Raw genomic sequence first — 12,744 nt, 5'->3', positions numbered from 1 at the left:
CTGCGCATCGCCGAGGGCGTGGCCCGGGCCGCCTTCGCCGTGCGCGCCCGCCGCCGTGGCGCGGCCAAGCTTCAGGGCGTCTGGGCGCGCTGGCGCGGGCCGCTGGGCCTGGTCTGGCGCCAGCGCCACGAGACGCCTGCGCTGGTCGTGCCGGTCACGCCGGACATCGAAGCCGTCCGTGAGGAAGGGCTGAAGCTCTTCGCCCGCGACGCGCCGGCGGGCGTCAAGGTGCAGCTGGACCTAGGCGAGGGGGCCGAGTTCCACGCCCTGAAGGAATACCAGACGGGGATGGACCTGCGCTCCATCGACTGGAAGCAGAGCGCTCGCCACGGCAAGCTGGTCGGCCGCGAGTACCGCGCCGAGCGCAACCACAGCATCATCCTGGCGCTCGACGCCGGCCGGCTGATGAGCGCGCCGATCGACGGCCAGGCGCGGATCGACCATGCGGTCAGCGCGGCCCTGATGCTGGCCTTCGTCGGCCTGAAGCTCGGCGATCGGGTCGGCCTCTTCTCCTTCGACGCCCGGCCCAGGGTGGCCAGCGGCGCGGCGGGCGGCGTCAGGGCCTTTCCGGCGCTGCAGCGGCTGGCGGCGCAGGTGGACTATTCGACCGAGGAGACCAACTTCACCCTCGGCCTGACCAGCCTCGCCGGCCGGCTCGACCGCCGGGCCCTGGTGGTGATCTTCACCGACTTCGCCGACCCGACCAGCGCGGCCCTGATGGTCGAGCACGTCGGGCGCCTGGCGCGCACCCACCTGATCCTGCTGGTCACCTTCCGCGACCAGGAGCTGGAGGCGCTGAGCGCCGCGGAGCCTCGCGAGCCCGACGACGTCTCCCGGGCTGTGGTGGCCGACGCGCTGCTTCGGCAACGGGAGAACGTGCTGGCCCAGCTCCGCCGCCTGGGCGTGCAGATCCTCGAGGCGCCGGCGGCCCGGACCGGGCCGGCGCTGATCAACCGTTACCTCGACGTGAAGCGGCGCGAGCTCGTCTGACATGGCCGAACTGCAGCTGAAGAGCCACAGGTTCCGCGCCGAGCGCGAGGCGGACTGGCGCCGCCTGGAGCGCCTGCTCGACCGGGCCGAAAAGTCGGGGGTGCGCAGGCTCCAGCCCGCCGAGCTCTTGGAGATCCCGGTGCTCTACCGCCAGGCCCTGTCGTCGCTGTCGGTGGCCCGCGCCATCTCGCTCGACCAGGGCCTCGTCGACTATCTGGAGGCGCTCTCTTCGCGCGCCTATTTCTTCGTCTACGGCGCGCGGACCAGCGCCTGGACGCGCATCGCCGGCTTCTTCCGCCACGACTGGCCGGAGGCGGTGCGCGGGCTGTGGCGCGAGACCGTCGTGGCCGCCGCGATCACCGCCCTGGCCGCCGTGGTCGCCTTCGGCCTCGTCGTGCGCGACCCGGACTGGTTCTACAGCTTCGTGCCCCAGGCGCTGGCCGCCGGCCGCGAGCCGCACGCGACCACCGAATTCCTGCGCGGCACCTTGCAGAGCGGCAAGGACCACAAGGACGGGCTCGAGGTGCTGGCCACCTTCCTCTTCACCCACAATTCGCAGATCGCGCTCTACGCCTTCGCGTTCGGCTTCGCCTTCTGCGTGCTGACCGCGGTCCTGCTGGTGGCCAACGGCGGCACGCTGGGCGCCTTCCTGGCGCTCTTCGCGCAGCACGGCCTGGCCGCGCCGGCGGTGGGCTGGCTGATGATCCACGGGGTGACCGAGCTCTTCGCCGTCACGCTCGCCGGCGCCGCGGGGCTGTCGATCGGCTGGGCCGTGGCCTTCCCGGGCGCGCGGACGCGGATGGACGCGGTGATGCACGTCGGCCGGCGAGGGGCCCTGGTGATGGCGGGCGTGGTGGTGATGCTGTTCTTCGCCGCCCTGCTCGAAGGCTTCGCCCGCCAGCTGATCCAGGCCGACTGGGCGCGCTACGCGATCGCCGCCGCCACGGCGGTCGTCTGGGGCGCCTACTTCTATCTGCCGCGCGGCCGGAGAAGGGCGCGATGAGCGTCCTGGCGGTCCTGAAGCGGCGCCGGCGCGAGCGCCCGGCGCTCCCGGTCGACCTCGACCCGCGCCGGCCCTTCGTCACCCCCGAAGGCGTCGACCTGCGCCTGCAGGTGGGGGCCTACACCGACCGCCTGCTGGCGCTGATCCTGGACCTGGCGATCCTCGGCGGCTGCCTCTTGGGCTTCACCATTCTCGCCCTCTTGGCTGCATGGGGCGGTTCGAAGTTGGGTTTCAAGGCCGACGCTTCGGGGCGCGCCGTCCTCGTCATCTGGCTGCTCGGCGCCTTCGTCCTGCGCGTCGGCTACTTCATCGGCTTCGAGCTGCGCGCGCGCGGGGCGACGCCAGGCAAGCGGGCGCTGGGCCTGCGGGTAATCGCGCGCGACGGCCGCCGGCTCACCGCCGACGCCATCTTCGCCCGCAACGCCATGCGCGAGCTGGAGGTCTTCCTGCCGGCCACCTTCCTCTTCGCCCGCGGCCAGGGCGTCGACGGCGCCATCATCGCCCTGGGGGCGATCTGGACGGGAGTCTTCGTGGTCTTTCCGCTGTTCAACCGCGACCGGCTGCGGCTGGGCGATCTGACGGCCGGGACCATGGTGATCAAGGCGCCCAAGGTCCGCCTGCTCCGCGACATCGCCGAAAGCGCGCCGCAGGCCGTCGGCGGCGCCGCCTTCACCGAGGCGCAGCTCGACGCCTATGGCGTCAAGGAGCTGAAGGTCCTGGAGCAGGTGCTGCGCACGGGCGATCGTCGCACCATGGCCGCGGTCGCCGCGCGCATCCGCAAGCGGATCGCCTGGGAGGGGCCGGCCGACATCGCCGACCGTTCGTTCCTCAACGCCTATTACGCCGCGCTACGCCAGCGGCTGGAGACCGGCCTCTTGTTCGGCCGCGCCCGGCGCGACAAGCACGACAATGGGGATCAGGCGAAGACCTGAGCCACGGCCTCCCCGCCAGCGCCCTTGAGCTCGCGCAACTGCATGTAGAGCGCGGCGCTGCCGACGGTCACGCAGACGGACAGCACGAAGCCGAACAACGACACCAAAGCCAGGGTGAGCAAGCCGCCCTTCGCGCCGCGGAGAAATGCGCCGCTCGCCGCCGCGCCGCCGAAGAAGACGCCTTCGACGACAAGGACGAGAATCCAGAGCAGCAACAGCAGACCGAAGATTCGCCAGCGGCTTCCCTTTGTGAGAGCGCGGCTGCGGCCCAGAGCCTTTACCGGGTTCGACGTTTCCGCGACGACCGCGGGTAGGGCGACGATCCACATCACCGCGACAATGACGCCGGGGACGATCAGCATGATCAACCCCAGCGCCACGCCCAGGAACAGCAGCAGTATTGCTCCGACCACCGGCAGCATCTTGCCGACCGCGTTGCGAAAGACCTCCGAGAGCACCGGGCGACGGCCCTCAAGGTCGCTGATCGCGATGTCGTATTGGCAGGCGATGGCGTAGGCGCCGAGGAAGAAGCCCACGAGGCTCAGCAGGCTGTACAGCGGGTCGCCATAAGCGGCGAAAGGCGCCGCCGCCGTCGGCCGCGCGCCTTGCGCCAGCAAGGCGCCCAGCAGGCTGGGCAGGTAGCTCAGCACGAAGGTCACCCCCAACAGCGGCACCGCCTGCCTTCGGATCACGGCGAATGTGTCCCCGAACACCCGCCCAAGGTCGAGTTTCCGCGGGCTTGCATCAGCCAAAGTCATTGAAAGCCTCCCCCGTTTCAACGCCCGGTGGAGAGGAAACCATGACTGCTCGGCGGAGTCGACTGGCCGGCGGCTAGATGAAATTGCCGGCCGAAACCGAGTCCACGGTGACGTTGGTCAGGATGATCGCCATGTCCGCCATGTGGTCTGCGTTGGTGTCGACGAAGACGTCGACATCCGCGCCGCCCTGCACGGCGACGATCTTGAGCGCGCCGTCGCTGGCGAACGCCGAGTTGGCGGCGTTTGCGGCGGCGCCGAAATCGTCGACGGGCGCGGAGCCGGCGCCCATGTGGCCCATGCCGCCCATGTACATGTACGGCCCCGGCGGCGGCGTCGGCGGCCCGGGCGGCGGGGGCGAGGCGATCATCGTCACGCCGAAGCCGCCGGTGACCGGCAGTTGAATCCGGTCGCCGGGCGCCCAGTCCAGAATGCGGTCCGAGCGCTGGAAGTCGATCACCGAGGAACCCGGCTCGAAGACGAAGACGTCGGGCCCGCCGCCGCCGCTCATGATGTCATAGCCAGGGCCGCCGCTGATCGTGTCCGCGCCGGCGCCGCCGTGGATGACGTCATCGCCGGCGTCGCCGAAGATCAGATTGGCCCCGGCGCCGCCGTTGATCAGGTCCGCGCCCTGGCCGCCGAGGATGGTGTCGCCGCCGCCAGCGCCGACGATCGTGTCGTCGCCCCGGTTGCCGTTGACGAGGTTGTGCTCGTCGGTCCCGCCGCCGAGCAGGATCATGTCGTTGTCCTGGCCGCCGAACAGGGTGTCGTTGCCGCCGCCGCCGTTCATCGTGTCCGCGCCCTGATTGCCCTGCAGAACGTCGCCGGCCGGTCCGCCGGTGAGCACATCGTCGCCGGCGCCGCCGAAGAAGGCGTTGCCCGTGGCGCCGCCCGCCGGGCCGCTCATGGCGTCCGGCCCGGCCGTGCCGACGAAGAACTGGCCGTCTCCCGGCAAGGCCCCGGCCTTGCCGGCGATCCCGGCCCCGAAGGTGACGGTGCGCTCGCCCATGGCGAGGGCGACCTGATCTGCGGCGAGGAACGTCGCTCGCATGAGATCGGCGCTTCCGGTGGTGAACGCCAGGCTGTCGCTTGGCAGGAAGCCGGCCGCCTGGGCTGGCGTGATCGTGTCAAAGATGAAGTCGGCCATGGTCGTCGTCTCCGCAGACCAGCGACGGCGCAGCCCGCGAAGTTTAGAAGGGGCGCCGTCGCGGCGTTTGTCCCAGCGCCCATGTCGAACGTTCAGCGTTCGGCGCTGTTCGGCCGAGAAAAACTACCTAAGCCATTGAAAATATTGGTGCCGGATGCAGGGCTCGAACCCGCGACCTTCGGTTTACAAAACCGCTGCTCTACCAGCTGAGCTAATCCGGCCAACTTACGGAAAAGGCTCGATATCACGGCATCTTGGCCCGTGCGGGCGGTGACGCGAGCGATCCTGATCCAGGGTGACGCATCGCACGACGCGCCGCGCGCATCAACCCTCGACGAGGATCGTCGTCTGGGTGGGATAGGCGAGCTCGATCCCTTCCTCGGCGAAGCGCCGGATCAGCGCCATGCCGGTCTCGCTCTTGGCCTTGAACGCCGGCAGCAGGGCGTCGGTCAGGACGTCGAAGTGCGCCTGGAAGTTCAGGCTCGACGGCTTGAACTCGGTCAGGCCGCAGATCAGCAGCCGGCAGCCGGGCTGCGCCTCGACCACCTCGCGGACGATCTGCGGAATGCGGCTGACCAGCTCCGGCGCGGTCCCGTAGACGACGCCGAACTCGAACACCTGGCGCCAGGCCGGCTGCCGGGCCAGGTTGTGCACCTGCTTGTCCAGCAGGTTGGCGTTGGAGATGACCACCTCCTCGCCGGAGAGCGCCCGAAGCCGCGTGGTCTTCAGGCCGATCTGCTCGACGACGCCCTGGGTGTCGTCCCAGCGGACCATGTCGCCGCGCTGGAAGGGCTTGTCGAACAGGATCGACAGCGCCGCGAAGAGGTCCTCGAAGACGCCGCGCGCGGCGATGCCGAGCGCCAGGCCGCCGATCCCCAAGCCCGCCATGAGCCCGCCGATGTTCACGCCGAGGTTGTCGAGGACGACGACGACCGCGATCGAGAAGACGACGAAGGTCACCACCAGGCGGATGATGTTCATGGCGTTCTCGACGGCCTCGCCGCGGGTGTCGTCGCCCGCGCGCCGCTCGACCTGGCCCAGGATGATTTCGCGCACCCAGATCGCGGCCTGGAAGACGGCGACGACGGTGAACAGCATGTCGACGGCCTGGGCGATCCGGTAGGGCGCGTCGCCGTAATTGACCACCAGCCGCGCCGCGGCGGCCAGGATGAAGATCGTCTGCGTCCGGGCGACCGTGCGGGCGAGGATCCCGCGCCAGCCCAGCGGGTCGCGGTCGCGGAGCCTGACTGCCAGGCGACGAAGGCCCAGCAGCGCCGCGACCACGGCGATGGCGATCGCGCCCGCGCCGACGATCAGGACGCTGTGATCCGCGAACCACCGCGTGACGTCCTGCTCGAGGTGAAGGCCGGCCTCCTGCAGGACCGCCAGTCCGTCCGGCGTGGTCTCGCCGGCCATATGCGCCGTCAGGGCCGCGTCGGCGCTCATGAGTCTTTGAAGTAGGACCATTCGCGACGCCGAACCGGCGACCATTTCGGTTGCGAATGATCTGGCGGGGCCGCCAACCGGTGCTGCGGGCGAAGCGAGGACAGCCAGCGCCTCACCGGCTCGTCATAGAGCGCGGTGACGGCCCAGGCGCAGCCGATCGCCAGGAGCACGCTCAACGGAACCAGCGCATGGCCGGCCGCCTCGGGGACGTTTGAGAGCTCCTTCAGCCGCCGGACCGCCCGGATGATGGGCTGGTGGATGAGGTAGAACGGATAGGAGAGCCTGCCGAACAGGCTCCAGATCGCCGCCAGCCGGCCGGAACAGTTCGCGCCCGCGCCGAGAATGATTAGCGCCGGGAACAGGATCAGCACCGAGATCGAGTCATAGATCCACGAGACATGGGAGATGGGCGCGCAGAGGATCAGGAAAAGCGCAGCGGCGAGGGGCGGCGAGGGAAGCGCGAACCCCAGCTTGTAGACCGAAGACCGATAGATCAGCACCCCGGCGAGGAATGGAAACGCCAGCCGCACCAGTCCGCCGACGAACATCTTCGGGTCGCTGTAGCCGAGGACCTCCAGGGTGTGCCAGTGGTGCGCCGAGAAGACCAGGACCGTCCCGGTGAGGACCAGCGCCAGCAGCGGGATCAGTCCCCGCAGCCGAACGAAGCGGCGCTCGAAACCGTAGACGAAGCTGCCGGCCAGCTCGAAGAACAATGTCCAGATCGGGTTGTTCACCGGATAGGCTTCCTGGCCGAAGGCGAAGCCCAGCGGGACCAGGACCAGGGCCGAGGCCGTCAGCGCGACGACGCCGAGCAGCTCGTTCTGAGCTGCGCCCGCCTCGAACGACGAGACCAGCGCGCCGACCAGGACGCCGCACAGGATCATCGGGTAGAGCCGGATCATCCGCCTGATGGCGAAGTCGCCGAAGGTCATGCCGTGGGCCAGCTTGTGGTCGTAGGCGCAGGCGACGACGAAGCCGCTGAGGCAGAAGAAGAAGTCCACCGCCAGGAAGGCGTGGAACGGGTGGTAGCCGATCGAGAAGATCTGGCTGGCGTGCAGCCAGCCTACCGCCAGCGCCGCGATCCCGCGCATCCCGTCGAGGAAGACGAAGTGCGCCTTGCGCCGCGGCCCGCTCGCGCCGGCGCAGGCTGCGGAAGCTCCATCGATCATCCCTGATCAGCCCCCCAAGCGGGTGTTTCCGAGCGCGGGAGGGGCCAGGCCCTGTCGCGACTGCGTGGAAACGTCGGCCGTCTGGCGGCGGTTTCGGCTTGGCCGCGGCGGTCCTCGGGCGTTTGGGTGCAGACCTGAGTGCGGCCTTAGAAATCCCTTAGCCAACGCTTGGTATGCTGCCTGACGATTGTCGTCGAAGGTTGCAGCGCCATGCGCAGACTGATCGCAATGCTTGTGTGGCTGGGGGCCGCGCTCTGGGCCGCGCTCTGGGCGGCGCCCGCCTTGGCGGCGGCGCCGACGGGCGTCGCGCTCGCGGCCTGGGTGGGCGCGAACACCGACCTTGCGGCGCCGCAGGTCGCCATCGCCGGGCCGGACAACGTCTACAGCCTCGAGCCGCTCGGCCCGCGCCTGCCGACCGGCGAGGTGCTGGCCCTGGTGCGGACCGAGGCGCTGAGCGCCGACTGGAGCGCCCAGCACCAGTTCCAGTCCTGGGACGCCCACATGCTGTTTGACTGCCAGGGCGGACGCGTGCGCGTGCTGCGCAGCGCGAGCTACGCCGAGCACAACCGGCGCGGGGCCGCCAAGCCGGACGACAACAGCGACGCTTGGTTTTCGCCCACCGCCGACTCGCAGGCCGCCAAGCTGCTGGCGGCCGCGTGCGATCCGAAGTTCGACTGGCCGTTGCGCGGAGTCTCGGCCACGCCTTCGACCGGGACGGCCGGCGCGGCGCGCGTCGTCCAGGCGGCCGTCGTGAAACCCGCGGCGCCGGCCCCCGCGATTGCGGCCCAGGAAGCCGCGGCCACGGCCCCGGAACGCGCGGCGCCAGCGAACCCCGCCATCCAGAAGGCGAACTTCATCCCCGTTCCCACCGCGCCGGACCCTTCGGCGCCGCTACAGGTTGCCGAGGATGGCCGCCGCCCGGCCCTGGTCGCCACCGCCGCCTCCGCGGCCAGGACCTGCAAGCGCGCGGCGGGCGCGGTGCGGACCTGGGTCTGGCGGCGCGTCGAGGTCGCCTGGTCTCGCCACGGCGAGCGCCCGCCGCCGCAAGGGACTTCGCCGGCCGCGGCGGTCAAAACCTAGCTGGACTTCGCCGCCGTGACCGGCATGGCGTCGAGCAGCGGGTCGCCGCCCAGCGCCAGGTAGAGCGCGACGAGGTTCTGGGCGCGGTCGAGCCGCGTCTGGGTCAAGCTCTGGCGCGCGGTGTAGAGCGTGCGCTGCGCCACCAGGACCGCCAGATAGGTGTCGATACCCTCCTTGTAGCGGGCGAACGACAGGTCGTAGCTGTTGGTGGCGGCGGCGAAGAGGGCCTGCTGGGCGCTCAGCTGCTGTTGCATGGTGCCGCGCCGCGCCAGCGCGTCGGCCACGTCGCGGAACGCCGTCTGCACCGCCAGCTGGTAGTTGGCCACCGCCAGGCGCTGCCCCCCGCGCGCCTCGGCGAGGCCCGCGACGTTGGCTCCGCCCTCGAAGATCGGCAGGCTGGCGGCGCCTTGCGCCTGCCAGATCGTATTGTGGCCGCCGAACAGGCCGCCGAGCGCGGGGCTGGCGTAGCCGGCCAGGCCCGTCAGGCTGATGGTCGGGAAGAAGGCCGCGCGGGCCGCGCCGATCTGGGCGTTCGCCGCGCGCAGCCTGTGCTCGGCCTCGAGCACGTCCGGCCGGCGCAGCAGGATCCGCGAGTCCAGGCCCGCCGGCGCCTCGCCGAGCTTGCCGTCCACGTCCTCAAGGCCGGCGGGCAGCGCGGCGTCCGGGGCGGCGGCGCCCACCAGCAGCTCCAGCGCATTGCGGTCCTGGGCCACTTGGGTGGTGAGCTGCGCCTGGTCCGAGCGGGCCTGCTCGAGCAGGGTCTGGGCCTGGGCGAGGTCGGTGCGCGCGGCCACCCCGCCGTCGAGCCGGGCCTGGGTCAGGGCCACGGTGCGCTGGGCGCTGGCCACCGTGTCGCTCGAGACCCCCAGCAGCGTGCGGTCGGCGGCCAGGGCGAGGTAGGCCTTGGCGACCTCGCCGACCAGGGTCAGGCGCGCGGCGCGGGCGCCGGCCTCGGTGGCGAGGTACTGCTGCCGGGCGGCGTGGCTCAGGCTGCGCAGCCGGCCGAACAGGTCGATCTCGAAGGCGGCCGAGAGGTCGGCCTCGTGGGTGCGGGTGGTGACCGGCGAGGCGGAAAGGCCGGACGCGCCTTGGCGCGCGCGCGCCTGGCCGGTGCTGGCGTTCGCCTCGACGCTAGGGAACAGCTCGGCGCGCTGGATGCGGTACTGGGCGCGGGCGATCTCGACGTTCGCCAGGGCGGCGCCGAGGTTCTGGTTGTGGGCCAGGGCCTGGTCGATCAGGCCCAGGAGCTGCGGGTCGCGGAAGAGGTCGCGGTAGCTCAGCGCCGGCAGGGGCTCGGCGGCCTGCGTCGGCGCATAGGCCGGGCCGGCGGGCCAGGCGGGCGGGATCGCCGGCGCGGGGCGCGCGTAATGCGGCTCCAGCGTGCAGCCGCCGAGCGCGAGGCCCGTCAGCGACAATGCGGCGAGCGGCGGGGCGAGCGCGCGCCTCACGCCTGCGCTCCTTCCTCGCTGCGCCGCGGTCCGTGCGCCGGCGAGCGGCCGCGGAAGATGCGGCGCACCAGCACGAAGAACAGCGGCACGAAGAAGATCGCCAGCAACGTGGCGGTCAGCATGCCGCCGATCACCGCCGTGCCGATGGCGATCCGGCTCTGAGCTCCCGCGCCGGTGGCGACGGCCAGCGGCAGAACCCCGAACATGAACGCCAGGCTGGTCATCAGGATCGGGCGCAGGCGCAGCCGGGCTGCTTCCAGGGCGGACGCCAGGCTGTCCTTGCCCTCCTTCTCGGCCGCCTCGGCGAACTCCACGATCAGGATGGCGTTCTTCGCCGACAGCCCCATGGTGGTGAGAAGGCCGACCTGGAAGAAGACGTCGTTGCTCAGGCCGCGCAAGGCGACCGCGAGCGTCGCCCCCAGCAGGCCCAGCGGGATCACCAGCAGCACCGACAGCGGCACCGACCAGCTCTCATAGAGCGCCGCCAGACACAGGAAGACCACCAGCAGCGAGACGGCGTAGAGCAGGGGCGCCTGACCGCCGGAGAGCCGCTCCTGGTAGGAGAGGCCGCTCCAGTCGACCGAGACCCCGCCGAGGCCGTCGGCGATCTGGATCATCCGCTCCATCGCCTGGCCGGTGCTGTTGCCGGGGGCCGCATCGCCCTGGATTTCGTAGGACGAGACGCCGTTGAAGCGCTGGGTGGTGCGCGGGGCCTTGCCCCAGCTGACCTGGGCGAAGGCGGAGAAGGGCGCCATCGTCCCGCTGGAGGTGCGGACGAACCAGTCGCCGAGGTCCTCGGGCGCGCTGCGGTAGGGGGCATCGCCCTGGATGTAGACGCGCTTCACCCGGCCGCGGTCGACGAAGTCGTTCACATAGGTCCCGCCCCAGGCCGCGCTGATCGTCGAATTGATCTGCGCCTGGGTGACGCCGAGCGCGCCGGCCTTGGCGTTGTCGACGGTGACCTGCAGGGTCGGGCTGTCCTCCAGCGCGTTCAGGCGCACGGCGGTGACGGTCGGGTCGGCGCTTGCCTGGGCCAGCAGCTGGTCGAGCCGCGACCTGAACTCGGTGCGGCTGAGGCGGCCGGTGTTGAGCAGCTCCATGGTGAAGCCGCTGGACTGGCCGAGCCCGCGCACCGGCGGCGGGTTGAGCGCGAAGAACTGGGCGTCGCGCAGCACCGACAGCCTGCGGGTGGCGCGCTGGGCCACCGCCTGCACCGTATTGGCCTTGCCGGTCCGCTGGTCCCACGGCTGGAAGGAGAGGAAGCCGCGGCCGGCGTTCTGGGCCGTGCCGCCCTGGCCCTGGCCGATCACGGTGTAGATCAGCCGCACGTTGGCGCGCTCCTCGGTCAGGAAGTAACGCTCGATCGCCTGGGCCGCGGCCAGCGTCCGCGCCTGGGTCGCGCCGGCGGGCAGGGTGTACTGCAGCTGCGCAGCGCCCTGGTCCTCCTGCGGCAGGAAGCTCGTCGGCAGGCGCGTGAAGACGACGACCAGCGCCGCGCAGAGCACCGCGAAGACGATGATCGCCAGCCGCACATGGCCGATCACCTGGCTGACGCCGCGCTGGTAGCGGTCGGCGGTGCGGTGGAACCAGGCGTTGAAGTGGGTCCCGAAGCGGCCGAGCATCCGATCGAGCACATTGCTGTCGTGCCGCTCCTCGCCCGGCGGCTTCAGCAGCGTGGCGGCCAGCGCCGGCGACAGCACCAGCGCCACCACCACCGACAGCGCCATGGACGAGACGAGGGTGATCGAGAACTGGCGGTAGATCACCCCCACCGAGCCGCCGAAGAAGGCCATCGGCAGGAACACCGCCGAGAGCACCAGGGCGATGGCGATCAGCGCCGTCTGTACCTGGCCCATGGAGATGATGGTGGCCTCCCGCGCGGTCATGCCGGGGTTCTCCTCCATCACGCGCTCGACGTTCTCGACCACGACGATGGCGTCGTCGACCAAGAGGCCGATCGACAGCACCATGCCGAACAGCGTCAGGGTGTTGATGCTGTAGCCGGCGGCGGCCAGCACCCCGAAAGTGCCGAGCAGGACGACCGGCACGGCGATCGCCGGTATCAGGGTGGCGCGCCAGCTCTGCAGGAAGACGAACATCACCAGGACGACGAGCAGGATCGCCTCGAACAGGGTCTGCACGACCTCTCGGATCGAGATCTTGATGAAGGGCGTGGCCTCGTTCGGATAGGCGTACCTGTAGCCGTGGGGGAAATTCTTGGAGAGCCGCTCCACCTCGGCGCGCAGCAACTCGGAGGTCTTCAGCGCGTCGGCCCCCGGCGCCAGCATCACCGCCAGGCCGGCCGCGGGGTGGCCGTTCAGTCGGCTGATGGTGCTGTAGTTCTCGCTGCCGAGCTCGACCCGGGCGACCTGGCCGAGAGTGACGTTGGAGCCGTCGCTCCGGGTCTTGAGGATGATCTTGCGGAACTGTTCGGGTGTGGAAAGCCGCGACTGGGCGGTGACGGTGACGTCCAGCTGCTGGCCGGCCGGCTGCGGCAGGCCGCCGATCTCGCCCGCGGCGACCTGGGTGTTCTGCGACTGCAGCGCCGCGACGACGTCGGCGGGCATCAGGCTGAAGCTCGACAGCTTGAACGGGTCGAGCCAGACGCGCATGGCGTACTGGGCGCCGAACGCGTTGACGTCGCCCACGCCCTGCAGCCGGCCGATCGGCTCCTGCATGGTGGAGATGAGATAGTCGCCGATGTCGCCGCTGGAGGCGCGGTCGGTCTCGTCATAGATCGCGACCACGGCCAGGAAGTCGGCGTTCGACTTGGT

Annotated in this window: 10 protein-coding genes and 1 tRNA gene; 4 read left to right on the top strand and 7 right to left on the bottom strand. The window is 70.8% G+C overall.

Translation table 11 applies throughout. The features are described from left to right. The 3 genes from VJS38_RS00480 to VJS38_RS00470 all read left to right on the top strand — a co-directional run. On the top strand, nt 1–990 hold a 990-nt coding region (locus tag VJS38_RS00480; protein WP_324086196.1), incomplete at its 5' end, for a DUF58 domain-containing protein. Between the two features lies 1 nt (nt 991). After that, the gene (locus VJS38_RS00475; RefSeq protein WP_324086195.1) at nt 992–1,993 is read left to right on the top strand and encodes a stage II sporulation protein M; all 1,002 of its coding nucleotides are present in this window, start codon (nt 992–994) and stop codon (nt 1,991–1,993) included. Then, nucleotides 1,990–2,925, top strand: a complete 936-nt coding sequence (locus VJS38_RS00470; protein WP_324086194.1) for an RDD family protein — start codon at nt 1,990–1,992, stop codon at nt 2,923–2,925. Before VJS38_RS00475 ends, VJS38_RS00470 begins: the two co-directional genes overlap by 4 nt. Here the strand turns inward: VJS38_RS00470 and VJS38_RS00465 are convergent. The 5 genes from VJS38_RS00465 to VJS38_RS00445 form a co-directional block, all read right to left on the bottom strand. After that, entirely contained in the window at nt 2,910–3,704 is a 795-nt protein-coding gene (locus tag VJS38_RS00465; protein WP_324086193.1) for a glycerophosphoryl diester phosphodiesterase membrane domain-containing protein, read from the bottom strand. The two genes, VJS38_RS00470 and VJS38_RS00465, sit on opposite strands and share 16 nt — an antisense overlap. A gap of 52 nt (nt 3,705–3,756) precedes the next feature. After that, nucleotides 3,757–4,827: a calcium-binding protein gene (locus VJS38_RS00460; protein ID WP_324086192.1), complete on the bottom strand. Its 1,071-nt coding sequence runs from the start codon at nt 4,825–4,827 to the stop codon at nt 3,757–3,759. Between the two features lie 145 nt (nt 4,828–4,972). Further along, nucleotides 4,973–5,048: transfer RNA gene (locus tag VJS38_RS00455), tRNA-Thr, on the bottom strand. Nucleotides 5,049–5,151: 103 nt separating this feature from the next. Next, the gene (locus VJS38_RS00450) at nt 5,152–6,273 is read right to left on the bottom strand and encodes a mechanosensitive ion channel family protein (protein WP_324086191.1); all 1,122 of its coding nucleotides are present in this window, start codon (nt 6,271–6,273) and stop codon (nt 5,152–5,154) included. Beyond that, entirely contained in the window at nt 6,270–7,442 is a 1,173-nt protein-coding gene (locus tag VJS38_RS00445) for an acyltransferase (protein WP_324086190.1), read from the bottom strand. The genes VJS38_RS00450 and VJS38_RS00445 overlap by 4 nt, the downstream gene beginning before the upstream one ends. Nucleotides 7,443–7,652: 210 nt before the next feature. Between VJS38_RS00445 and VJS38_RS00440 the strand changes: the two genes are divergently transcribed. After that, entirely contained in the window at nt 7,653–8,522 is an 870-nt protein-coding gene (locus VJS38_RS00440) for a surface-adhesin E family protein (protein WP_324086189.1), read from the top strand. Here the strand turns inward: VJS38_RS00440 and VJS38_RS00435 are convergent. After that, complete coding sequence (locus tag VJS38_RS00435) at nt 8,519–9,970, bottom strand: efflux transporter outer membrane subunit (protein WP_324086188.1); 1,452 nt, start codon at nt 9,968–9,970, stop codon at nt 8,519–8,521. The genes VJS38_RS00440 and VJS38_RS00435 overlap by 4 nt on opposite strands. Then, nucleotides 9,967–12,744 (bottom strand): efflux RND transporter permease subunit (locus tag VJS38_RS00430; protein WP_324086187.1); only part of this gene is annotated, 2,778 nt, incomplete at its 5' end. The genes VJS38_RS00435 and VJS38_RS00430, both read right to left, overlap by 4 nt.

This window comes from Phenylobacterium sp., from assembly GCF_035276905.1.
GTDB lineage: Bacteria > Pseudomonadota > Alphaproteobacteria > Caulobacterales > Caulobacteraceae > Phenylobacterium.
This window is presented reverse-complemented; position numbering and strand designations above follow the sequence as displayed.

What these genes read in the sequence shown, in the direction of transcription:
- VJS38_RS00475 (WP_324086195.1), top strand. Translation starts at nt 992, where the DNA reads ATGGCCGAACTGCAGCTGAAGAGCCACAGGTTCCGCGCCGAGCGCGAG.
- VJS38_RS00470 (WP_324086194.1), top strand. Translation starts at nt 1,990, where the DNA reads ATGAGCGTCCTGGCGGTCCTGAAGCGGCGCCGGCGCGAGCGCCCGGCG.
- VJS38_RS00460 (WP_324086192.1), bottom strand. Translation starts at nt 4,827, where the DNA reads ATGGCCGACTTCATCTTTGACACGATCACGCCAGCCCAGGCGGCCGGC.
- VJS38_RS00450 (WP_324086191.1), bottom strand. Translation starts at nt 6,273, where the DNA reads ATGAGCGCCGACGCGGCCCTGACGGCGCATATGGCCGGCGAGACCACG.
- VJS38_RS00445 (WP_324086190.1), bottom strand. Translation starts at nt 7,442, where the DNA reads ATGATCGATGGAGCTTCCGCAGCCTGCGCCGGCGCGAGCGGGCCGCGG.
- VJS38_RS00440 (WP_324086189.1), top strand. Translation starts at nt 7,653, where the DNA reads ATGCGCAGACTGATCGCAATGCTTGTGTGGCTGGGGGCCGCGCTCTGG.